Origin of the sequence: Streptomyces nymphaeiformis (assembly GCF_014203895.1) — a bacterium.
In the GTDB taxonomy this organism is placed as follows: Bacteria; Actinomycetota; Actinomycetes; order Streptomycetales; family Streptomycetaceae; genus Streptomyces; species Streptomyces nymphaeiformis.
In genome coordinates, this window is the sequence record NZ_JACHJY010000001.1 from 1,247,790 (window position 1) to 1,269,789 (window position 22,000).

The window sequence follows — 22,000 nt, forward strand, 5'->3', positions numbered from 1 at the left end:
GTATACCACGGGTCCTGGGGGTGTACCCGTGGTGCGGGCCCACCATGCTCACCAGGCCAGGTCCTCCAAGGCGTCCAGGTCCGGTACCACCATCGCCACCGGTTCCGAGCCGTCTGCTCCCACCCTCAGTTCCGCCCAGATCGTCTTGCCGCGTCTGGCATACCGGGTGCCCCAGCGCTCCGCGTACTGGGCGACCAGGTAGAGGCCGCGGCCGCCCTCGTCCGTCGTCGCCGCGTGGCGCAGGTGCGGGGAGGTGCTGCTGCCGTCCGAGACCTCGCAGATCAGGGTCCGGTCGTGGAGGAGCCGTACGCGTACCGGATCCGCCCCGTACCGCACCGCGTTCGTGATCAGCTCGCTGAGGATCAGCTCCGCCGTGAACGCGAGCCCGTCGAGCCCCCACTCCGACAGCTTCGCCGCCGCCGCGTTCCGCACCGGCGACACCGCCGACGGGTCCCGGGGCACCTCCCACTCGGCGATCCGGCCCCGGTCGAGCAGCCGGGTCTGCGCCACGAGCAGCGCGATGTCGTCGCGCGGCGTCGGGGACAGCAGCGTCGCGAGCACGTCCGCGCAGGTCTGCTCCGGGCTCCGGTCCGCCCGGGACAGCGTCGACCTCAGCAGCCCGAGGCTCGTGTCGATGTCCCGCCCGTGGTCCTCCAGGAGCCCGTCCGTGAACAGGACCAGCTTGCTGCCCTCCGGCAGCCGCAGCTCCGTCGACTCGAAGGGCACGTCGCCCAGGCCGAGCCCCAGCGGCAGGCCCGGCGACAGCTCCGGGAACTCGACCCTCCCGTCGGGATCCACGAGCGCCGGACCGGGATGCCCCGCGCTCGCCACCTGGCAGAGCCCGGACGCCGGGTCGTAGATCGCGTAGAGACAGGTCGCGCCGGTGATGCCCTCGTCCCGCCGCCGCGCCTCACCGGCCGCGCCCTCCGTGTCCCCGTTCTCGATCCGGCCCGTCAGCTCGTCGAGATGGCCGAGCAGCTCGTCCGGCGGCACGTCCAGGGTCGAGAAGTTGTGCACGGCCGTCCGCAGCCGCCCCATGGTCGCCGCCGCGTGCAGCCCGTGCCCCACCACGTCCCCGACGACGAGCGCCACCCGCGCGCCCGGCAGCGGGATGACGTCGAACCAGTCGCCGCCGACCCCGGCCTTCGCCGGGAGATAGCGGTACGCCACCTCGACCGCGCTCTGCTCCGGCAGCACCCGCGGCAGCAGGCTCCGCTGGAGCGTCACCGCCATCGCGTGCTCCCGCGTGAACCGGCGCGCGTTGTCGATCGCGACCGCCGCCCGCGCCGCCAGCTCCTCCGCGAACGACAGGTCCTCCTCCCCGAACGGCTCCGGGGTGTCCGCGCGCCAGAAGTTGGCCATCCCGAGGATCACCCCACGGGCCAGCAGCGGCACCGTGAGCAGCGAGTGCATCCCGTACGCCAGGGCCTGCGCAGCCCCCTCGGGATCCTGCGCCCGCCAGCCCTCCGCCACGGACAGCTCCGGCTCCACCACCGCGTGCCCCGCCTGCAGGGCCTTCGCCATCGGGGTGTTGCGGACGTCGAAGTGGACCGTGTCCCCGACCGGCTGCAGCGGCTGGTCGGGCCGCAGCCCGCTCAGCGCCGTCCGCCGCATCTCCGCGGCCGCGGCCGCGCCCTCCGGCGGCTCCTCCCCGCGCAGCACCGGTTCGAGCAGCTCCACCGTCGCGAAGTCCGCGAACCGCGGCACCGCCACCTCCGCCAGCTCCTCCGCCGTCCGTACGACCTCCAGCGTCGTCCCGATCCGCACCCCCGCCTCGTACAGCAGCTGCAGCCGCCCGCGGGCCACCGCCGCCCGGCCGGTCACGGCCGCCAGCTCGGTGGTGTCCCGCATCGTCATCACGCACCCGGACTCCGAACCGTGCGTCAGCGTGGGCCGCACGCTCACCGCGAGCAGCCGGTCGCCCGCCCGGTGCACCTCGTCCGTCGCGGACCGCCCCGACTCCAGGAGCTCGACCGTCCGCGGATCGAGCCCCAGCTCCGAGACGTGCCGCGCCTCCGCCTCCGCCGAGAGGCCGAGCAGCCGGCGGGCCTCGTCGTTCGCGAGCAGCAGACGGTGGTCGGCGCCCACGATCAGGACCCCTTCGCGCACCGCGTGAAGGACCGCCTCGTGGTGCTCCTTCATCCGGGTCATCTCCGCCGGCCCGAGCCCGTGCGTCTGCCGCCGCAGCCGCCGGCTCACCAGCGCCGCCCCGCCCACGGCCGCCGCCAGGGCGCCGCCCGCCGCGCCGATGAGCAGCGGCAGCCGGTCCTGCACCGAGTGCGCGATGCTCTCCACCTCGATGCCGCTGCTGACCAGGCCCACGATCCGGCCCTTGTCGTCCACCACCGGGACGACGGCCCGCACCGCGTCGTTCGGCGCGCCCCGGAACAGCTCGGTGTACGCCTCGCCCTGCACCACCGCCCGCGAGAGGTCCCCGGTCGCCTTCTGGCCGATCAGCTCCGGCTGGGAGTCGGTGTACCGCACCCCGGACGGGCTCAGGACCGCGATGAAGTCCACGCCCGTCGCCTTCCGGGTCGCCTCCGCCCGGCTCTGCAGCTCCGCCGTCGGATTCGGCGAGGTCAGCGCCGCGTCGATGCCGGGCGCGTGCGCGAAGGCCTCCGCGACCGCGAGCGAGCGGATCCGGGCGTCCCGCTCGGTGTCCCGCCGCTCCTGGTGGAAGACCACGAACGCCGCCACCGCGATCACCAGGAGCGCGATCAGCGCCTCCAGGGCGAACACCTGCCCGGCGACGCTCCGCAGCCCCGTGCCCCGGCCCTTCCCCTGGGCCCGTGCGTGCTTCCGGGCCGTCATCCCGTGCTCCTGGCGATCAGGAGCGCCACGTCGTCCGGCGCGCCCGGCCGGCGCAGCGCCCGCAGGAGCTCGTCACAGGTCTCCTCCAGCGGCCCGCGCGCCTCGTCGAGGAGGTGGACGAGCAGGTCGAGCCGCTCGTCGATCGCCTCGTGACGGGTCTCGATCAGACCGTCCGTGTAGAGCACCAGACGGTCTCCGGGCAGGAACGGCACCCGGGTCGTCCGGAAGACGCCGCCGCCGACGCCCAGCGGCACGCCCGTGGAGATCCGCACCAGCTCCGCGGGCCCGTCCGCCGGGACCCGGACCGGCGGCAGATGGCCCGCGTTCGCGATCCGGCACCGTTGCCGCACCGGGTCGTGCACGGCGAACAGACAGGTCGCGATGTAGTGCTCGAGGCCCGCCGTGATCCGGTCCAGATGCCGCAGGACCTGGGCCGGGGACAGATCCAGGTCCGCGAACGCGCAGGTCGCGGTCCGCAGCCGGCCCATCGTCGCCGCCGCGTCGATCCCGCTGCCCATCACGTCCCCGACGACGAGCGCCGTCTTGTCGTCGGACAGCGCGATCACGTCGTACCAGTCGCCGCCGACCTCGCTCGACGCGTACGCCGGCTGGTAGCGGGCGGCGACCTCCAGGCCCGTCCGCTCCGGGGGAGCCGCCGGCAGCAGACTCCGCTGGAGCGTCACCGCCGAGTTCCGCACGCTCTGGTACCAGCGGGCGTTGTCGATGCTGACGGCCGCGCGGGCCGCCAGCTCCGACGCGAGCAGCACGTCGTCCCCGTCGAAGGGCAGCGCGTTGCGGTCCCGCTTCAGGTCGAGCGCGCCCAGCACCTCGCCGCGCGCGATCAGCGGCACCGCCAGGTACGAGTGGACCCCGGCCCGCGCAAGGAGCTCCGCGGCCTCCGGGTTCCGCGCGATCCGCGACAGGTCCCCCGGGCCCACGTGCTCCACCAGGACCGGCAGGCCCGTGTGCACGCACCGGGTGACCAGCCGGTCCGCGCCGTACATCGCGACCTCGCCCGGCGGGTCCGCCGCCGGCAGCGCCTCCGTACGGGACCCCGCCTTCACCGCGAGCGCGCGGAACAGCTCGGGCCCCTCCTCAGGCGCGCCCGGCCTGCGCAGCGCCAGGACGGAGTCCAGGACGTCGACCGCCGCGATGTCCGCGAGCTCCGGCACCACCACCGAGGCCAGCTCGTCCGCCGTCCGCTCCACCTCCAGGGTGGTGCCCACCCGGGCCGAGGCGTCCGCGATCAGCGCGAGCCGCCGCCGCGACCGGTCGGCGTCCGCGTCCGCCCGGTGCCGCTCGGTCACGTCGATGACCGAGGCCGCGACGCCCTGCACACGGCCGTCGGACCCTTCCAGGCGGTAGAACGACAGGGACCAGTGGTGCTCGTGCTCCGGATCCGCCCGCGTCCGGCCCGCCACCGAGTGGTCGAGCAACGGCTTCCCTGTCGCGAGGACCGTGCGCAGCGCCGCCTCCAGCGCCTCGGCGTCGACCTGCGGAAGCATGTCGCTGATCCGCCGGCCGAGGTGCTCCGCGGCCGGGAGGCCGTTGATCCGCTCCAGGGCCGGGTTCACCAGGACGTAGCGCAGATCCGTGTCGAGGACGGCGAGGCCGATCGGCGACTGCGACACCAGCCGGTCGGAGAGCGCCAGCTCCGTCTCGATCCGCTCCACGGCGGCGCCGTCGGCGGCGATCCCGAGCGCGTACATGTCGCCCAGGTCGTCGGTCAGCCGCATGTTCCGGAACTCCACCCGCCGGACCGAGCCGTCCTTGTGCCGTACGGGGAAGGTGCCCGCCCAGGCCGCGCCGCCGCGCAGCACCTCGCCGAAGAGGCGCTTCGCCTCCTCGCGGTGCTCCTCGCCGACGATCAGCCGGGCGACGTAGCGGCCGAGGGCCTCGTCGGCGCGGAACCCGAAGAGACTCTCCGCCTGCGGGCTCCACAGCACGATCCTGCCGCGGGAGTCCACGACGACGGCGGCGACTCCGAGCACGTCGAGGAGCCCCTTGCCGTCGAGGGGCACACCGACCCGCCCTGTAGTCCCCGGGAAGGAACCGGCCGTCACACCACCCTCCTCCCACCGCACGACGCCTGTCTCCATGCTCCCCGCGCACGGGCCGCGCCGCACCCCGCCGTTGCGGGGCGGCGCCCGGCGGGGCGGTGCCCGCGCGGGCGGGGCGCGGGCGCCGCCCCGGGAGCGCGGGGCCCGCACGGCAGGTGGGCGGCGCTCAGCCCGTCGGGGAGACCGGGGTCGCCCGGCGGCGGCTCAGGGGCGTCAGGGTCATCAGCGCCCAGATCGCCCCCGCCACCGCCGCCACCGGCAGCAGCACCCGCACGTCCGTCACCGCGACAAGACCCGCGCCCAGCGCGATCGCCAGTGCGTTCGGGGCCATGACCAGGGTGTTCGCCGTTGCCGCGACCCGGCCGACCGCCTCCGCCGGGGCCTCCTTCTGGACGGCCGTCATGACCGCGATCAGGACCCACGGCATCCCGAGGCCGATCACCGCGCTCGCGGCCAGCGCCGTCGCCTCGTACGGCAGCGCTCCCCGTACCCCCACCGCCACCGCGAACAGCGCGAGTCCGACCGCGGCGAGCGTCCGCTCCGGGACACGGCGGAGCAGGGGGCCCGTGACCAGGCCCGCGAGGACCGAGCCCACGCCCTGGACCGCGTAGAGCACCCCCGCGTACGCGGGCGCGTGCCCGAGCCCCTTGTCCACGACGGCGTAGATCGCCGCCCCGTTCACCCCCGCGAGCAGCATCGTGAACGCGCCCGTCGCCACCAGCGGCACCAGCACCCGCGAGCCCCGGAGGAGCCGTACGCCCTCGGCCGTCTCGCGCCACCAGTTCCGGGACTCCGGCCGCGCGGGCCGCTCCTCCCGGACCGGCATCAGCGCGAACAGGCCCGCCGCGACCGCGAAGCTCGCCGCGTCGAGGAGGGCGACGGGCCCGCCCCCGTACCGGGCGAAGAGGCCCGCCGCTACCAGCGGGGCGATCAGTTTCATGGACTCGTTCGCCGTCATCCGCAGCCCGTTGAACGTGCCCAGCCGCTTCTCGTCGACGGCGACCGTCATCAGCGCCTGTTCCGCCGCGTCGTGGACGGCGCCCTGCGCCCCGTACAGCACGAGGACCGCGAAGAGCAGCCACACCCGGTCCGCCGACTCCACCCACAGCAGGAGCGGCAGCAGGACCGCCATCGCCAGGTTCAGGACGACCATCAGCGGTCTGCGCCGCACCCGGTCGGCGAGCGTGCCGAGCAGCGGCCCGGCGAGCACGGGCGCCCAGAGGGCGAAGGAGGCCAGGGCCGCGAGACTGTCGGAGCCCGTGAGGGACTTGACCCAGATCCCGGAGACCAGCCACATCGCCGTCGTGCCGAATCCGGACACGACGACACCTGTCAGATACAAAGACCAACGCATGGCCGAAGGCTGTCGTCTGAGGTGGGCCGCGCGGATCGGGCAGATGCCCTAATCAGCGGCCCCGGAGAGGGCGAGCAGGGCGGCGCGGGCCAGGGCGCACAGCTCGTCGTCCTCCGGCACGGACCGCCAGCCGCCGTGCTCCACCGGCCGCTCGTCCGCGTCGAGGAACGCGCGGAGCACGGGTACGGCGGGCGCGGCCGCCGGGCCGATCGCGCCGAGCAGCCGGACCGTCTCGGTGACGGCCCGGGTGACGCCCCCGCGCGCGTACGGCTCGATCGCCGCCACCAGCGCCGGCACCACCTCGTCGGCGCGGCCGGTGATCCGCCACAGCGCCTCGCCGACCCGCAGCGGCAGCCAGCCGACCGTGTCCGTCGGCAGCAGCTCGCGGAGCCGGTCGGCGTACGGGGCGCCCGCCGGGCCCAGCTCGCCGAGCAGGATCGCCGGGTTGTCGTTCCCGTACGGCTCGCCGAGCCGGGGCAGGTACAGGGCGAGCGCGGGCCCGCGGTCGCCGGTGAGCCGGGCGTACGCGAGGGCCAGCGCCCGCGGTGCGAACGGCTGGTCCGGCGGCGGGGCGTCGATCAGCGCCCGCAGCCGTTCCCGGTCCACGGCCGCGGCGGCCTCGGGCCCGATCGCGGCGAGCGCCTCGGCCGCCCACACGGCCGCGGGGCCCTCCAGGAGGGCGCACAGCTCGGGGACGGCGGGCGCGGCCGCCGGACCCCAGGCCGTCAGCGTCTGGCACAGCGCCCGCGCCTCGTCCACCGACCGCACGGCCCGCAGCCGGGTCCGCAGCGGCGGCAGCAGCACCCCGGCGTGCGCGGAGAGCGGCCCGAGGGTCTCGCTCAGGCTCAGCTCGTGCGTCCACCAGCCCGCGGAGTGGACCGAGAAGTACGCGAAGCCGAGCCGCTCCCCGCCGAGGCGGCGTGCGAGCGGGCCGGCGCAGCGGGGGTCCCCGCTCCGGGCGAGCGCCCACAGGGCGTGGTCCTGGGCGGGCAGGTACGGCTCGCCCTCGTCCGTGGACATCGCGGCGAGCCGGTCCGCCCACGGCCGGGCGGCGGTTCCGCACATGCCGAGGACCCGGGCGGCGAAGAGCCGGTTCTCCGGTTCCGGGTCGCCGAGCAGTTCCGCCACCGCCGGCAGCAGGGCCGGCACGGCCGAGCGCCGGCGGCTCAGCTCCCCGGCGGCGGCCTCCAGGGCCTCGCGCCGGGTCGGCGCGGAGGGGTGCCCGAGGAGCCGGACGAGGTGGCCGGCCCGCTCGGCCGGGGTCCCGCCGAACAGCTTCAGCGCCTCGGCGACCCGGTATCCGCCGAGGTCACCGCCCTCGAGGACGGCGCCCACCACGCGCGCGTGGTTCCCGTCCCGGGCCCCGGCGGCCCGCAGGGCGGCCACGGCGCGCAGCCGCTTCCCGGGGGCCGCGTCCGGGGCCGTCAGCCCGCGGAGGCGGGCGAGCGTCGCCTTCCGCTCGCGGTCCGCGTGGCCGGCCAGCCCGCCCGCCGCGTCCACGAGCGCGTCCAGGACCTCCGGCACGGTCTCCCGCCCGTGCCGCGCCCACAGGGCGGTGAGCACGGCGTCGGCCCGCCCGCGCGCCTGGCCGAGGGCTTCGGCGGTCGCCGTCCGTACCCCCGGTTCGGGGTCGTGGAGCAGCGGCAGCAGGCCGGGGACCGCGCTGTCCCAGGCCTCGGCCCAGCCGGGGGCGATCCAGCGGGGCTCGACCCGGTTGCCCTCGGCCGCGACGCAGATGAGCAGGTCGATCAGTTCGATCCGCACCGGCGCGTCGAGGGACGGATCGGCGGCGGCGCGGACGAGGAAGGGGAGCGCGGCCACGGAGGCCGACTCGACGCAGCCGCCCTGGTGGTGCACGTTCACCAGTAGGGTGTCCGCCGCGTCGGCGGCCTCGTCCGGCCGGTAGAGGGCGCGGAGCAGCTCCGGGACGTCCACCGCGGGTCCGTACGCGTGCCGGTGGGACGCCCAGTCGACGGAGTCGAGCCCGGCGAGCGGGTCGTACCCGCCCGGCCGAGACCCGCTCATGCCCGCGCCTCCGCCCCCGCCGCCGCCCGCTTCTCGTACCGGAGCGCGACCCCCGTCACCACCGCGCCGAACCCCTCCCACAGGCCCACGCCGAGGAAGCCGGCCGGGGCCCGGCCGGTGACGACCGCCAGGGTGAAGACCGTGAAGGTGAGGAGCCGGAAGGGGACCGTCCACCGGAAGAAGGCCTTCCAGTCGGCGAGGGCGGCGAGGACGTAGTAGACGCCCATGTTGAGCGCGGCCATCGAGGAGGACGTCAGGAAGACCAGGGTGTGGTCGCCGTCCGCGCGCCCGCCCCCGGGCACCGGCTCGAAGCCCATGACCGAGAGCAGGGCGTCCGGGGCGACCAGGCCCACCACCCCCAGGGCGGCGGCGAGCGCGCCGAAGACCGCCATGGTCCAGCCGGACAGGGAACGGGGCAGGCGCACGGCGGTCCTCCGCGAGGTGACAGCAGGGTCGGTGAATCGAATGTGTGCTCGGTGAGGAGCGTGACCCTGCATATCGTGCGACGGGGCCCGGCGGCCAATCGGCCCCCGTCCCCCGTCACTTCAGCGCCGCCTCCATCATCTTCTGCGCCACCGGCGCCGCCAGGCCGTTGCCGCTGACCTCGGAGCGGGCGGCGCCCGAGTCCTCGATCATGACCGCGACGGCGACCTGCTTCCCGGTCGAGGAGTCCTTCGCGTAGGAGGTGAACCAGGCGTACGGCGTCTTGCTGTTGTTCTCGCCGTGCTGCGCGGTGCCGGTCTTGCCGCCGACCTCGGCGCCGTCCACGGCCGCGTTGGTGCCCGTGCCCTTCTCCACCACGGTCACCATCGCGCTCCGCAGCTGCTCCGCCGTCCTGGAGGACACGATCCGCTCGGTGTCCCCGTCCTCGTACGAGGTCAGCGCGTCGCCGTCGGAGTCGACGACCTCCGAGACCATGTGCGGGGCGGCGAGCAGGCCGTCGTTGGCGATCGCGGCCGACACCATCGCCATCTGGAGCGGGGTGGCCGTCACGTCGAACTGGCCGATGCCGGTGAGCGCGGTCTGCGCCTCGTCCATGCCGGAGGGGTACACGCTCGCGTAGGCGCGGACCGGGACGTCGAGCTCGGCGTCGTTGAAGCCGAACTTCTCCGCCATCGCCTTCACCTTGTCCTGCCCCAGGTCGGCGGCCATCTTGGCGAAGACGTTGTTGCAGGAGTACTGGAGCGCGGTGCGGATCGTGGCGTTCTCGCAGGGCGCGGAGGCGTTCTCGTTCCTCAGCACGGTCCGGGTGCCCGGCAGGGTGTACGGGTCGGGGCTCTGCGTCGCCGTGTCGACGGAGCCGTACAGGCCGTCCTCCAGGGCGGCGGCCGCGACGACCAGCTTGAAGGTGGAGCCGGGCGGGAGCGGCTGCCGGAGCGCGCGGTTCACCAGCGGCTTGTCCTCGTCGGCCGTCAGCCGCTTCCAGACGTCGCCGTCGTTCGTCCCGGAGATCTTCGACGGGTCGTACGACGGGGTGGAGACCATGGCGAGGATCCGGCCGGTCGCCGGGTCGACGGCGACCGCCGCGCCCTTCGTGTCGCCGAGCGCCCGGTAGGCGGCCTTCTGCACGTCCGGGTCGATCGTCGTGACGACCGTCCCCGGCTCCTGCTGCTTGCGGGTGACCGCGTCCACGGGGTTCTTCAGCCGGTCGTCGGTGCCGTCGAGGACCTTGGAGTAGATGCCCTCCAGCTGGGTGGCGCCGTACGCCTGCGAGCTGTAGCCGGTGACCGCCGCGTACAGGTCGCCGTCCGTGTACGTCCGCTTGTACGCGAGGTCCGATCCCTCCGTCCTCTTCGAGCCGGTGACCGGGGAGCCGGCCACGACGATGTTCCCGAGCGGCTGCGCGTACTGCGCGATGGTCTTCCGCCGGTTCTTCGAGTCGTCCGCGAGCGCCTTGCCTTCGTACGCCTGCACCCAGGTGGCCCGCCCGAGCAGGGCGAGCACCAGGATCAGGACGAAGACCGACGTGTGCCTGATCGTCTTGTTCATCGCACTGGTGGGGACGAACGGACCGGTGCCCGCCGTTCCGGATGTGTCCCGTTTCTCAGCGAACCTTCATGTCGGTGCCGCGTGCGATCATGCCCGGAGCCCCGGGGGAGGGGCCTGAGACGTACGAGGCGGGGAGCCGGCGTGGCGGGTGTGGGCGGGGAGCGGGACGGTTCGGGTCGGTCCGTGCCGGACGAGGTGTGGCAGGAGTTCCTGCGGACCTCCGGCGAGGGCGCGGGCGCCGCGCCGAAGGAGCCGTCCGCGCGGGAACGCGCGGTCGCGGAGCCGACGCCGTGGCGCGCGCACACGCCCGGACGGCCCCGGCGGAGCTCCCGGCGGGGCTGGTACGTGGCGGGGTTCCTGGCCGCCCTCGTGCTGCTCGTCGTGGCCCTGGACCCGGGCGGCGTCGTCGGCTGGTCCGGCGACGGTGACCCCGACCCGAAGCCCCTCGCGCAGGAGTCGGCACGACCGGAGCAGGCGCCTCCCGCCGAGCCCGGCGGGCGCGCCACCCTCGCCGAACCCTTCCGGGGCTCCCCGGCGGCGCGCTGGGCGAACGGCACGGCCGGCATCCACATGCCCGCCGCCGAGGCGACCGGCTGGATGACGAAGGCGGAGGTGGAGCGCGCCCTCGCGCGGACCCGCGACTTCCTCGCCGCGTCCGGCCTGGACCCGGCGGTGCTCCGCGGCGGACACCCGGACAGGGCGATCGCCCTGATGAACCCGCACCAGCAGGACGTCCACACCTTCGTGACGACCTCGCTGCGCACCCCCGGCAAGGACAACGACCCGCTGCTCCTCTTCAGCCGCTTCGACCCGGCGCAGGCGAGGCCCGTCGGGGACGTGGTGAAGACCCGCGGCCGGATCTCCTACCGGGAGGGCCGTCGCGGGGCCCTGGAGGTGACCGCCGACGTCACGTACGTGTACCCGGTCGCACCGGCCGGCGGCGGCGACGAGGTCGTCCGGGTGATCGTGCGCCGGGAGACCGTCGTGAGCTGGGACGACCCGTCGAAGGTGATCACCGAGGCGGGGACCTTCAGCCTCGTGTCCTACAAGACGGACATGACGAACGGCGGATGTGACAACGTGACGGGCTATTTCCGGCCGGAGTTCGGCGGGGGTGGCGCCGGGGGCGACGGCGAGACGGTCGACCCGTACGACCGCACGGGTCCGGTCGGGGAGGGGCGGGGCGGCTGCGGGGTCGCCACGCGGTCGTGAGGCGGCGGGCCGCCGCTCAGCCCGTTCTCACGAACCCCGACTCGTACGCCAGGATCACCGCCTGCGTCCGGTCCCGCGCGCCCAGTTTCGACAGGACCGCCGCCACGTGGGTCTTCACCGTCGCCGGGCCGACGCCGATCCGCGTGGCGATCTCCGCGTTCGTGAGGCCCGTCGCGATCAGGCGGAGCACCTCCGCCTCCCGTTCGGTGAGCCGCGAGGCCCAGGGCGGTGCGGCCGGGGGCCGGTGGCGGGCGTGTTCGGCGGCCAGGCCCCGCACCGCCGCCGGGTACAGGAGCGAGTCGCCGCGCGCCACCAGGCGGACCGCGCTCACCAGTTCCTCCGCCGCCGCCCGCTTCAGCAGGAAGCCGGCCGCGCCGACCCGTAGGGCGTCGTACACGTAGGAGTCGTTCTCGAAGGTGGTCACCACCACGATCCGCGGCGGCTCCGCCAAGCCCGCGAGGATCTGCTCCGTCGCCCGGATCCCGTCGATCTCCGGCATCCGCACGTCCATGAGGACGACGTCCGGCCGCTCCGTCCGCACCACCGACACCGCCTCGGCGCCCGTGGACGCCTCGCCGACGACCTTCAGGTCGGGCTCCGCGTCCAGGATGACCCGCAGGGCCGTCCTGACCATCCGCTCGTCGTCGGCGAGGACGATCCTGATCGCCGCCGCGCTCACCGCGGGATCCTGACCGCGAGGCGCCACACCGCACCGGCCGGACCGGCGGAGGCCGTGCCGCCGAGGAGCCGGGTCCGCTCGGCGATCCCGCGCAGGCCGCGCCCGCCGTCGGGCCGGGTGACCGGGGGCCGGTCGGGCAGGGGGTTCTCCATGGTGATCTCCAATTCCTCGGTACGGGCGTCGAGCCGTACGGTGACGGGCGCGCCGCCCGCGTGCCGGGCCGCGTTCGTCAGCCCTTCCTGGACGATCCGGTACGCCTCCCGCGACAGCGTCTCCGGTACGGAGCCCAGGGCGCCGTCCACCGTCAGCGCGACCCGCGGCCCCGCGCCCCGCACGAGGGCCTCCAGGGCGTCGAGCCCCGGTCCCGGACCCTGCTCGGGTGTGCCGTCGTTCCTCAACAGGCCGAGGACCCAGTCCAGTTCGCCGACCGTGCGCCGGGTGGTGTCCTCGATCGCGGTCAGCGCCTCCCGTACGAACTCCAGGTCGGCCCGGTCGCCGTCCAGGACCCGGCGGGCGGCGCCCGCCTGGAGGGTGACCGCGCTGAGGGCGTGGCCGACGGAGTCGTGCAGTTCGCGGGCGAGCCGGTTGCGGGACTCGGCCTCGGCGGCGCGCCGTTCGGCCGCCGCGAGCCGGTCCGCCGGACTCGGGCCGAGCAGCAGCGGCGCCTGCCGGGCGAGCAGCGCCCCGGTCGCGGCGGCGACGGCGGCGAGGGCGAGCAGCATGAGCAGCCCGGCCGGGAGCCCCGCCCAGACCCACGCGGGCCGGTCGAGCCCCCAGATCCGCCCGAGTTCGGACTCCCGGAGCCCCGGCGAGAACGGCAGCGCCATCACCGACACCGCGAACGGCGGCAGCGCGAGCGTCGCCCCGCTGACCAGCGCCCCGGCGCCCAGGTGCAGGGTGAACCATCCGGCCGTCCTGGCCCTGGCCCGCGGGCCGCGCGCCGGGCCGTCCGCGAACCGGTCGGCCGGCACCCCGCACAGCGCCCGCGCCGCCGCCACCGACATCGGCCGGGCCAGCGGGAAGAGCGCGATGAGCGCGGCGAGCGGCAGCCCCGCCGCGTACGCCCCGAACTGCGCCCCGAGGCTGCCGCCGAACGGGCCGCCGCCGTCGAGGAACGGCCCCAGGACGACGGTGCCGACCAGCCAGAAGGGCATGAACAGCGCGCCGCCCAGGATCAGATGGAGCCACCGCAGCCTGGCCCGCTGCCCGAAGAGGGCGGTCGCCGGTCTCACGCCCCGGCGCTCCGGCGCCGCAGGGCCGTGCTGTTCCTCAGAAAAGCTGCCACGCACGCGGCGAGCAGGAACCCGGTGATCATGTCGCCAGCGTAGGACAGCTGTACGAGCCCGGAGACGCGCTTCGTCGGATCCGACTCCGGCATCAGCGCGACGAGCGACATGTAGGCGCCCCAGGCCCCGACGGCCGCCGGGGCCGTCCAGGCCAGGGCGAGCGTGGTGCGGACCCGGAGCCGGGCCGGCCGGCGCAGGACCAGGAGGAGGGTGAGGGCGACGGCGACGAGGACGAAGCCGAACCGCTCGGCCTCCAGGACGTGGAAGTCGGCGTCGCGTTCGGCGATGCGCCGGGCGGACAGGCCCGTGGTCGCGCCGGCCGCCCACAGCAGGTGGAGCGCGGCGGGCAGCAGCGCGACGACCGAGCCGGCCACGGCGAGGACCCGCGAGCCCGGCCCGGACGTGCCGGCGGGCAGCTCGCCGAGGCGGCCCTGCCACAGGTGGCCCCAGCGGTCCCGGGCGTACAGGACGAAGAGCGAGCCGAGGGCGAGGCCCTGGAGGATGAACCCGCCGTAGACCACGCCGAAGACCCAGTCGTCCAGGAAGGGTTCGCCGGGGGCCGCGGCCTTGTCGTCGCCGGCGAGGAGGCGGACCGCGAGCTGCGCCGGGTAGCCGGTCATGATCGGGGCGAGCAGCCCCGTCGCCGCCCACATGGGGAGGGCGAGGAGCCAGGCGGGGAACCGCCGGCCCCAGGCCTGGGTGAGGAGCAGGGCGAGGACGACGACGAGGACGTCGGCGACGACGGTGGCCGAGTTGGCGATCACCATCATCCGCCGGTGCTCCAGGAGCACGCTCCCGGCCGGGATGCCGATCTCACTGCCCGCCACCCAGGCGACCTTGAGCGAGACGTACGGGAGGCAGGCGAGGATCGCGAGGGCGCGCAGCGCCCGGCGGGCGGCGCTCGGGCGGTGGCCGGCGGCGGGTGCCGGGGCGGGCGGGTGCACGGTCTGTGTCATGGCTCCACGCTCCCGCGCGGCCCCGGGCGGCCACCTCCTGCCGAGCGGTGAACCGCCTCCGCCGCACGGGGGAGGGGCCCTCCTCCCCGCCGTCGCCCGAACCGGAATTGACCCATGTTCTCGGTGATCGATTGGCCCTGTGCTGTGGGGCAATCGCTCTCTACAGTAGTGATCATGAACGAGATCGAGACCTTCGCCCCGCTCCTCACCCGCGCCGCCTCCGCCGAGACCACCGCCGACCCGAGCAGCGTGATGACCCTCCTCGCGGACTCCGACACCACCGGAGGCCGGCTCACCAGCTACCGCTCCTCGTTCGCGAAGGGCGCGGTCGGCGCCCCGGCGCACTTCCACACCAAGGCCTCGGAGATGTTCTTCGTGCTCGGTGGCTCGCTCCAGGTCCTGGTCGGCGAGGAGCTGACCGTCCTGGAGGAGGGCGACTTCCTCCTCGTCCCCCCGCACACCCCGCACGCCTTCGCCGCGGCGCCCGGCGCCGAGGCCGACGTCCTCTTCGTCTTCACGCCCGGCATGGCCCGCTTCGACTACCTGCGCCTCCTCGGCCGCGTCATGCGGGGCGAGGCGAGCTTCGAGGAGATCAAGGCCTCCTCCGAGCAGTACGACAACCACTACGTCGAGAGCCCGGTCTGGCAGAAGGCCCTCGCCGACCGCGCGTGAGGCCGACCGCGCGTGAGGCCGACCCTGCGCGAACGGGTGGTCAGAGGCGGCGGGTCGCCAGGGTCAGCCGGTCCCGCGCGTCGAACAGCGCGTCCTTGATCATCTGCTCGTGGGCCGGAGTGAGCCGCGCCACCGGCACCGAGCAGCTGATCGCGTCCCGCGCCGGGGTCCGGTAGGGGATCGCGACGCCGAAGCAGCGCAGCCCCAGGGTGTTCTCCTCGCGGTCCACCGCGTAGCCCTGCTCGCGGACGGCGTGCAGCTCCTCGATGAGCTTCTCGCGGTCGGTGATCGTGTGCTCGGTCAGCGCCGGGAGCACCTCCGGGAGCAGCTTGCGCACCTGCTCGTCGCCGTGGGTGGCGAGCAGCGCCTTGCCCAGCGCGGTCGAGTGCGCGGGCAGCCGGCGCCCGACCCGGGTGAACGGCCGCAGATAGTGCTGGGACTGGCGGGTCGCCAGGTAGACGACGTTGGTGCCGTCGAGCCGCGCCAGGTGGATGGTCTCGGTGGTGTCGTCGGAGAGCCGGTCGAGGGTGGGCCGGGAGACGGCCACCACCTCGTCGCCGTCGATGTACGAGGTGCCGACGAGCAGCGCCCGCACCCCGATCCCGTACCGCGTGCCCGTCGCGTCCGTCTCCACCCAGCCGAGGTCGACCAGGGTGCGCAGCAGCATGTAGAGGCTGGACTTGGGGTAGCCGACGGCCTCCTGGACGGTGGCGAGCGAGTGCATCCCGGGGCGTCCCGCGAAGTACTCGAGCAGCTCCACGGTCCGCACCGCGGACTTCACCTGTGCCCCACCCGCGTCGGCAGTCGCCACGCCCCCACCCCTTTTCCGTTGTCCGGCCGCCCACCGGCCGCCGGCCGGACGGGGCCCTTGTGGAGACGGCCGGGCCGTCAATAGAGTCCCCACCAGACGCGTTCATCTACAGGAACTGCGTTCAGAATAGCGAACAGGGGCGTGGCGGTGGCGGCAGAACCAGTGTGGAGCGTGGACCCCCGGACGGGGAAGCCGCGCGAGCAGGTCGCGGTGGAGGCCACGGCCGAGGAGGTCGACCAGGCCGTCCGGGCCGCGCAGGCCACCCGTGAGGCCCTCGCCGACCGCGTGCCGCGGGCCGCCTTCCTCCGTACCGCCGCCGACCTCCTCGACGCCTCCGGCGAGCACGTCGTCGAGGCGGCCGACGCCGAGACCGCCCTGGGGCCCGTCCGCCTCACCGGTGAACTCGCCCGCACCACCGCCCAGTTGCGCGCCTTCGCGGACGTCGTCGAGGACGGCTCCTTCCTCGACGTCCGGATCGACCGGCCCGACCCCGGGGCGATCCCGCCCCGGCCCGACCTGCGCCGCTGGAAGATTCCGCTCGGCGTCGTCGCCGTCTACGCCGCGAGCAACTTCCCGCTCGCCTTCTCCGTCCCCGGCGGGGACACCGCGAGCGCCCTCGCGGCCGGCTGCCCCGTGGTCGTCAAGGCCCACCCCGACCACCCCGCCACCTCCGAGCTCTGCGCCTCCCTGCTGCGCCGGGCCGCCGCCAAGGCCGGACTCCCCGAGGACGTCGTCGTCCTCGTCCACGGCTTCGACGCGGGCCTGGAGCTCGTCCGTCACCCGCTCGTCGCCGCGGCCGGATTCACCGGCTCGATCCGCGGCGGCCGGGCCCTCTTCGACGCGGCCGTCGCCCGTCCCGTCCCGATCCCCTTCCACGGCGAACTCGGCTCCCTCAACCCGGTCGTGGTCACCGAGGCCGCCGCCGCGGAGCGCGCCGAGGAGATCGGCGCCGGGCTCGCCGGGTCCATGACCCTGGGCGCCGGCCAGTTCTGCACCAAGCCCGGCCTCGTCCTCGCCCCCCGGGGAGCGGACGGCGACCGCTTCCTCGACGCCCTCACCGCCGCCGTCAGCGAGACCGAACCGGCCGTCATGCTCGACCACCGGATGCGGGACGCCTTCGTCGCAGGCGTCGCCGAGCGCGCCGCGCTCGCCGGGGTGCACACCCCGGTCACCCCCGGCGCGGGCGGCGCCCACACCGTGAGCGCCGGAGTCCTCGCCGTCGACGCCGCCGCGCTCTCCGGCGACGGCCACCGCCTCCTCCTGGAGGAGTGCTTCGGACCGGTCACCGTCGTCGCCCGCTACTCCACCCGCGAGGAGGTGACCGCCGTCCTCGGCCTGCTGCCGGGCAACCTCACGGCCGGCCTGCACATCGCCGAGGACGACGAGACGGCCGCCCCGCTGCTCGCCGAACTCACCCCGCTGGCCGGCCGCGTCCTCGTCAACGGCTGGCCCACCGGCGTCGCCGTCGCCCCCGCCCAGCACCACGGCGGCCCCTACCCGGCCACCACCTCCACCTCCACCTCGGTCGGCGCGACCGCGATCGAGCGCTGGCTGCGCCCGGTCACGTACCAGTCGACGCCCGACCACCTCCTCCCGCCGGAACTCCGCGACGGCAACCCGCTGGGAGTGCCGAGGCGCTGACACCCCTCAGGAGGAGACGCGCACCACGATCTTCCCGAGGTGCGCGTTCGACTCCATCAGCCGGTGGGCGTCGGCGATCCGCTCCAGACCGTCGAAGGTCTCGGCGATCACCGGCGCCAGGGAGCCGTCCCGCAGCCCCGAGCCGATGAACCCGGCCGCGCGCCGCCGCCCCTCCTCCGTCCGGGCGAGCACCCCGTTCGCGTACGCGTGCGTGGTCAGCGGCCAGTTCCGCGACAGCTCGGTCGGACGGGGGTCGAGCCAGCCGTAGAGGACGGCGGTGCCGCCGGGCCGCAGCGCGTCGCCGAGCCGGGCGAAGCCGGGCCCGCCGATCGCGTCGAAGGCCAGGTCGGCGCCCGCACCGCCGGTGATCCGCCGCACCTCCCCGACCAGGTCCTCGGTGTCCGTGGCGATCACATGCGCGGCCCCGAGCTCCAGGAGCCGCTTCCGCTTCCCCTCGCCGCGGGTGGTGGCGATCGGCACCGCGCCGATCCGCAGCGCCGTCTGCACCGCGGCCGTCCCCACCCCGCTCGACGCGCCGGTGACCACCACGTGGTCGCCGGGGCGCAGACCGCCGGTCAGCACCATCCCGCCGTACGCGGTGAAGTAGCTCAGCCAGACCGCCGCCGCCGTCACCGCGTCCACCCCCTCGGGCCGGGCCACCACGTACTCCTCGGGCAGCACCACCCGCTCCGCGTACACGCCGTACGTCCCGAAGTCGAAGTTCGCCGCCGCCATCACCGGGTCGCCCGGGGCGTACGCCGTGACGCCCGTGCCGACCGCCTCGACCACGCCCGCCGCCTCGTAGCCGAGCCGCGAACCCGGCAGCGTCGCCGGGTAGTAGTACGTGCCGGAACGGAACAGCGCCTCGGCGCGGTTCAGCCCGATCGCCTCGACCCGGACGAGGACCTCCCCGGGACCGGGGTCCGGCAGCGGCACCTCCTCCACGGTGAGCACCTCGGGACCGCCGAGCTCGTGGAAGAGAACGGCCTTCGTCGTCATGCCTGTTGTCGTCATGACGACGACGTTAGGGAGGACGGGAAAGACGATCCATGTCCTCCTGACTTCCCACCATGTCCGATCGTCTCGCACGCTACCGTTCGGACCATGGACGTACTGAGCGATGCCACCGCCGCCATGCGCACCGGGCGCCCCCACTCCTCCCGCACCGTCCGCTTCGCCCCCTGGGGCTTCCGCTTCCCGCCGAGCAAGGGCGCCGGATTCCACGTCGTCCTCCAGGGCACCGCCTGGCTGCTGCCCCCGGACGACGCCGCGCCCGTCCGGCTCGGCCCCGGAGACGTCGTCCTCCTCGCCCACGGCACCGGCCACGGCCTCGCCGACCGTCCCGACACCCCGCTCGTCGACGCCCTGCCCGCCCCCGACGGTTCCTGGCCCACCCGGCCCGACCGGGGATCCGTCGGCGCCGAGGAGACCCTGCTGCTCTGCGGCGCCTACCAGCTCAGCCGGGCCCGCGCCCACCCCCTGCTCACCGAGCTGCCGCCGTACGTCCACCTCCCCGCACGCGTCGGCTCCCACCCCCGGCTGCGCGCCGCCGTCGACCTGCTCGGCGCCGAACTCGCCGAACCCCAGCCGGGATCCGACGCCATCGTCCCCGCCCTCCTCGACACCCTGCTGCTCTACCTGCTGCGCACCTGGTGGCTCACCGAACGAGCCGACCGCTCCACCGGCTGGTCGGCCGCGCTGAGCGACCCGGCGGTCGCGGGCGCCCTGCGCGCCCTCCACGACGACCCCGCCAGGGCGTGGACGGTCGAGGAGCTCGGCGCGCTCGGCGGGCTCTCCCGCGCCGCCTTCGCCCGCCGCTTCACCACCCTCGTCGGACGCCCGCCCCTCGCCTACCTCACCTGGTGGCGCATGACCACGGCGGGCCGCCTGCTCCGCTCCGACGACCTCCCCCTCCGCGTGGTCGCCGAACGCTCCGGCTACTCCTCGGAGTTCGCCTTCGCCAAGGCCTTCAAGCGCGAGTACGGGATGGCACCGGGCCGGTACCGCAAGAGCGCCTAGCGGGGTGTCCTGCCGGCCGTACCGCAAGAGCGCCTAGCGCGTCCCGCGGCGCGGAAGCCGCAGCGAGGCCAGGGCCGTCAGGGTCAGCAGGCCCGCGCTGATCAGCAGGGTCGTCGGGAGCGCGGTGTCGAAGCCACGGGCCGCGAGGGAGCCGAAGACCGCGATCGCGAGCGCGCCCGCCGTCTGCCGGATCGCGTTCAGGAGACCCGCCGCCGTGCCCGCCCGCTCCGCCGGGACGGCCTCCATCATCGCCGCGATCAGCGGCGGCAGGGAGAAGCCGGCCCCGAGCGCCAGCGGCACGAGGAGCAGGGCCTGCGCCACCCGCGAGGAGTCCGCGTCCACGGTGAGCAGACCGAGGAGCCCGGCCACCCCGACCACCTGGCCCAGGACGATCGGCAGCCGTGCCCCGTACCGCGCCGCCACCTTCGCCGACAGGATGTTGACCCCGGCGAGCAGTCCCGTCATCGGCAGGAACATCAGCCCCGCGCCGAGCGCCGAGAGCCCGAGCACCTGCTGGAAGAACAGGCTGAACACGAAGACCATGCCGTAGAAGGCCACGCTGTTCGCCGCGCCCGCCGTCACGGCCACCGCGACCGTCGTGTTCCGGAACAGCCCCAGCGGCACCATCGGATGCCGCCGCCGCGCCTCGATCAGCAGGAACGCCGCGAAGGCGGCCACCGCGACCCCCAGCGCCCACCAGGCCTCCGCACCGCCCTCGATCGCCGCGAAGGTCAGCGCCCCGAGCGCCGTCATCGCCGTGAGCTGCCCCGGCAGGTCCAGCGGGGCCGGCCGTCGCGCCGAGCGGGCCACGCGCGTCAGCAGGACGAGCGCGAGGAGCCCGAGCGGCAGGTTGATGAAGAAGATGCCGCGCCAGCTCCAGGCCGTGGTCAGCGCCCCGCCCGCGACCGGGCCGAGCGCCACCGCGACCGTGCCGCCCGCCGCCCACAGCGACACCGCCCGGGCCCGCCGCCCGGGATCGCCGTACGCCTCCCGTACGAGCGCCAGGGAGGCCGGCAGCATCACGGCCGCCGCCGCGCCCTGCAGCGCCCGGGCCGCCAGCAGCCCCGGGAGGCCCGGGGCCAGACCGCAGGCCGCCGAGGCGAGCGTGAAGACGACGACCCCCGCCCCGTACGCCCGGCTCGCCCCGACCCGGTCGGCAAGGGCCCCGCTGGAGAGCAGCAGCGCGGCGAAGGCCAGCGTGTACGAGTCGACCACCCACTGCAGACCGGACATCCCGGCCCGCAGGTCGGAGCCGATCGCGGGCAGGGCGACGTTGACGACGGAGGTGTCGAGGGTGATGAGGGCGAAGCCGAGCATGGCGGCCGCGAGGGCGGGGCCGGGAGAGGCGGAAGGGGCGTCGCGACGGACAACGGGGCCTGTGCTGAGGACTGTTGAGGACATGCGTCCAGCTTCGTGAGCTGCGAGCCCGTACAGTAGTGGCGGGAATGCCATACGACCGGAGGTTCTGGCCATGACCGTCGAGTCCCGGGTCCGGGGCGTCCAGCGCGTCGCCGTGATCGCCGCCCCGCCCGTCTCGATGTTCAACCTGGCGATCCCGGAGATGCTCTTCGGGAAGGTCGAGATCGACGGCGGACCCGGGTACGAGACGGTCATCTGCGCCCCCGATCCGGGGCCCGTCACCACCACCGGCGGCCTCGACCTGGTCGTCCCGCGCGGGCTCGACGCCGTCGAGGGGGCGGACACCGTGATCCTCGCGGGCAGCGGCGCGTACACGGACCCCGACCCGCGCGTCCTCGACGTCCTGCGCGCGACCGCCGACGCCGGCAAGCGGATCGCCTCCATCTGCACCGGCGCCTTCGCGCTCGCCGAGGCCGGACTGCTCGACGGCCGGGCGGCGACGACGTACTGGGCCTACCGGCCGCTGCTCGCCGCCCGGCACCCCGCCGTCGACCTCCAGGACGACGTCCTCTTCGTCCAGGACGGCCCCGTGCTCACCTCCTCCGGATACGCGGCGGGCATCGACCTCTGCCTGCACGTCATCCGTACCGACCACGGCGCCGCCGTCGCCAACGCGGTCGCCCGGCTCGCCCTCGTCGCACCCGTCCGGCCCGGCGGCCAGACCCAGTTCACCCAGACCCCGCTGCCGCCCGAGCGCGGGGTCTCCTTCGCCGACACGCGCGCGTGGGCGATGGAGCACCTCGACGAACCCCTCGGCCTCCACGACCTCGCCCGGCACGCCGGGGTCTCCGTCCGCACCCTCTCGCGCCGCTTCCACGCGGAGACCGGCGTCAGCCCGCTCCAGTGGCTGCTGCACCAGCGCGTCGAGCGGGCGAAGGAGCTCCTGGAGACCACGTCCTTCCCCATGGACCAGGTGGCCCGCGCGAGCGGCCTCGGCTCCGCGGACTCGCTGCGGCAGCACGTGCTGCGCCGCACCGGGCTCACCCCGAGCGCCTACCGGGCCTCCTTCAACCGCATGGTGCCGCGCCTCACACCGGGGCCGGAACCGGAATGAACCGGACCGCTG

17 protein-coding genes are annotated in these 22,000 nt (G+C 75.1%); 5 read left to right on the top strand and 12 right to left on the bottom strand.

Annotated features, from left to right (window positions below):
• Positions 1-48: 48 nt before the first annotated feature.
• From GGE06_RS05570 to GGE06_RS05595, 6 genes are all read right to left on the bottom strand, one after another.
• The gene (locus GGE06_RS05570) at positions 49-2,811 is read right to left on the bottom strand and encodes a SpoIIE family protein phosphatase (RefSeq protein WP_184930124.1); all 2,763 of its coding nucleotides are present in this window, start codon (positions 2,809-2,811) and stop codon (positions 49-51) included.
• Positions 2,808-4,874: a SpoIIE family protein phosphatase gene (locus tag GGE06_RS05575; protein WP_116161646.1), complete on the bottom strand. Its 2,067-nt coding sequence runs from the start codon at positions 4,872-4,874 to the stop codon at positions 2,808-2,810. The genes GGE06_RS05570 and GGE06_RS05575 overlap by 4 nt, the downstream gene beginning before the upstream one ends.
• Before the next feature lie 163 nt (positions 4,875-5,037).
• Positions 5,038-6,225 (bottom strand): MFS transporter, encoded by a 1,188-nt coding sequence (locus GGE06_RS05580; RefSeq protein ID WP_184930125.1) that lies wholly within the window; start codon positions 6,223-6,225, stop codon positions 5,038-5,040.
• A 48-nt stretch (positions 6,226-6,273) separates the two neighbouring features.
• Positions 6,274-8,250, bottom strand: coding sequence for a HEAT repeat domain-containing protein (locus GGE06_RS05585; protein WP_116161648.1), 1,977 nt, complete (start codon positions 8,248-8,250; stop codon positions 6,274-6,276).
• Positions 8,247-8,642: a hypothetical protein gene (locus tag GGE06_RS05590; RefSeq protein WP_184930184.1), complete on the bottom strand. Its 396-nt coding sequence runs from the start codon at positions 8,640-8,642 to the stop codon at positions 8,247-8,249. The genes GGE06_RS05585 and GGE06_RS05590 overlap by 4 nt, the downstream gene beginning before the upstream one ends.
• Before the next feature lie 148 nt (positions 8,643-8,790).
• Positions 8,791-10,239: a peptidoglycan D,D-transpeptidase FtsI family protein gene (locus GGE06_RS05595; RefSeq protein WP_116161649.1), complete on the bottom strand. Its 1,449-nt coding sequence runs from the start codon at positions 10,237-10,239 to the stop codon at positions 8,791-8,793.
• A gap of 183 nt (positions 10,240-10,422) precedes the next feature.
• Here GGE06_RS05595 and GGE06_RS05600 point away from each other — a divergent pair, with 183 nt between their 5' ends.
• The gene (locus GGE06_RS05600) at positions 10,423-11,451 is read left to right on the top strand and encodes a hypothetical protein (protein WP_184930126.1); all 1,029 of its coding nucleotides are present in this window, start codon (positions 10,423-10,425) and stop codon (positions 11,449-11,451) included.
• 16 nt (positions 11,452-11,467) lie between these two features.
• Here GGE06_RS05600 and GGE06_RS05605 read toward each other — a convergent pair whose 3' ends face one another.
• The 3 genes from GGE06_RS05605 to GGE06_RS05615 are packed head-to-tail and all read right to left on the bottom strand — an operon-like array spanning position 11,468 to position 14,372.
• Positions 11,468-12,085, bottom strand: coding sequence for a response regulator (locus tag GGE06_RS05605; protein ID WP_221517857.1), 618 nt, complete (start codon positions 12,083-12,085; stop codon positions 11,468-11,470).
• Positions 12,086-12,126: 41 nt separating this feature from the next.
• A complete protein-coding gene (locus GGE06_RS05610) occupies positions 12,127-13,362 on the bottom strand; it encodes a sensor histidine kinase (RefSeq protein WP_116161650.1) in 1,236 nt (411 codons plus the stop codon).
• Positions 13,359-14,372, bottom strand: coding sequence for a hypothetical protein (locus GGE06_RS05615; protein WP_184930127.1), 1,014 nt, complete (start codon positions 14,370-14,372; stop codon positions 13,359-13,361). Before GGE06_RS05615 ends, GGE06_RS05610 begins: the two co-directional genes overlap by 4 nt.
• A 174-nt stretch (positions 14,373-14,546) precedes the next feature.
• Between GGE06_RS05615 and GGE06_RS05620 the strand changes: the two genes are divergently transcribed.
• Positions 14,547-15,044 carry a cupin domain-containing protein gene (locus tag GGE06_RS05620; protein ID WP_116165609.1) on the top strand — a complete coding sequence of 166 codons (498 nt, stop codon included), beginning with the start codon at positions 14,547-14,549 and terminating at the stop codon, positions 15,042-15,044.
• Positions 15,045-15,084: 40 nt separating this feature from the next.
• Here the strand turns inward: GGE06_RS05620 and GGE06_RS05625 are convergent, their stop codons facing one another.
• Positions 15,085-15,855, bottom strand: coding sequence for an IclR family transcriptional regulator (locus GGE06_RS05625; protein WP_116161652.1), 771 nt, complete (start codon positions 15,853-15,855; stop codon positions 15,085-15,087).
• A 147-nt stretch (positions 15,856-16,002) separates the two neighbouring features.
• Between GGE06_RS05625 and GGE06_RS05630 the strand changes: the two genes are divergently transcribed.
• Positions 16,003-17,496 carry an aldehyde dehydrogenase (NADP(+)) gene (locus GGE06_RS05630; protein WP_184930128.1) on the top strand — a complete coding sequence of 498 codons (1,494 nt, stop codon included), beginning with the start codon at positions 16,003-16,005 and terminating at the stop codon, positions 17,494-17,496.
• 6 nt (positions 17,497-17,502) lie between these two features.
• Here the strand turns inward: GGE06_RS05630 and GGE06_RS05635 are convergent, their stop codons facing one another.
• Positions 17,503-18,510: a zinc-dependent alcohol dehydrogenase family protein gene (locus GGE06_RS05635; RefSeq protein ID WP_116161653.1), complete on the bottom strand. Its 1,008-nt coding sequence runs from the start codon at positions 18,508-18,510 to the stop codon at positions 17,503-17,505.
• A 90-nt stretch (positions 18,511-18,600) separates the two neighbouring features.
• Between GGE06_RS05635 and GGE06_RS05640 the strand changes: the two genes are divergently transcribed.
• The gene (locus tag GGE06_RS05640; protein WP_184930129.1) at positions 18,601-19,515 is read left to right on the top strand and encodes an AraC family transcriptional regulator; all 915 of its coding nucleotides are present in this window, start codon (positions 18,601-18,603) and stop codon (positions 19,513-19,515) included.
• Positions 19,516-19,548: 33 nt separating this feature from the next.
• On the opposite strand, the gene GGE06_RS05645 is transcribed toward GGE06_RS05640, so the two are convergent.
• A complete protein-coding gene (locus GGE06_RS05645) occupies positions 19,549-20,916 on the bottom strand; it encodes an MFS transporter (protein ID WP_184930130.1) in 1,368 nt (455 codons plus the stop codon).
• A 70-nt stretch (positions 20,917-20,986) separates the two neighbouring features.
• Between GGE06_RS05645 and GGE06_RS05650 the strand changes: the two genes are divergently transcribed.
• Positions 20,987-21,988 (top strand): GlxA family transcriptional regulator, encoded by a 1,002-nt coding sequence (locus tag GGE06_RS05650; RefSeq protein WP_116161656.1) that lies wholly within the window; start codon positions 20,987-20,989, stop codon positions 21,986-21,988.
• Positions 21,989-22,000 lie beyond the last annotated feature (12 nt).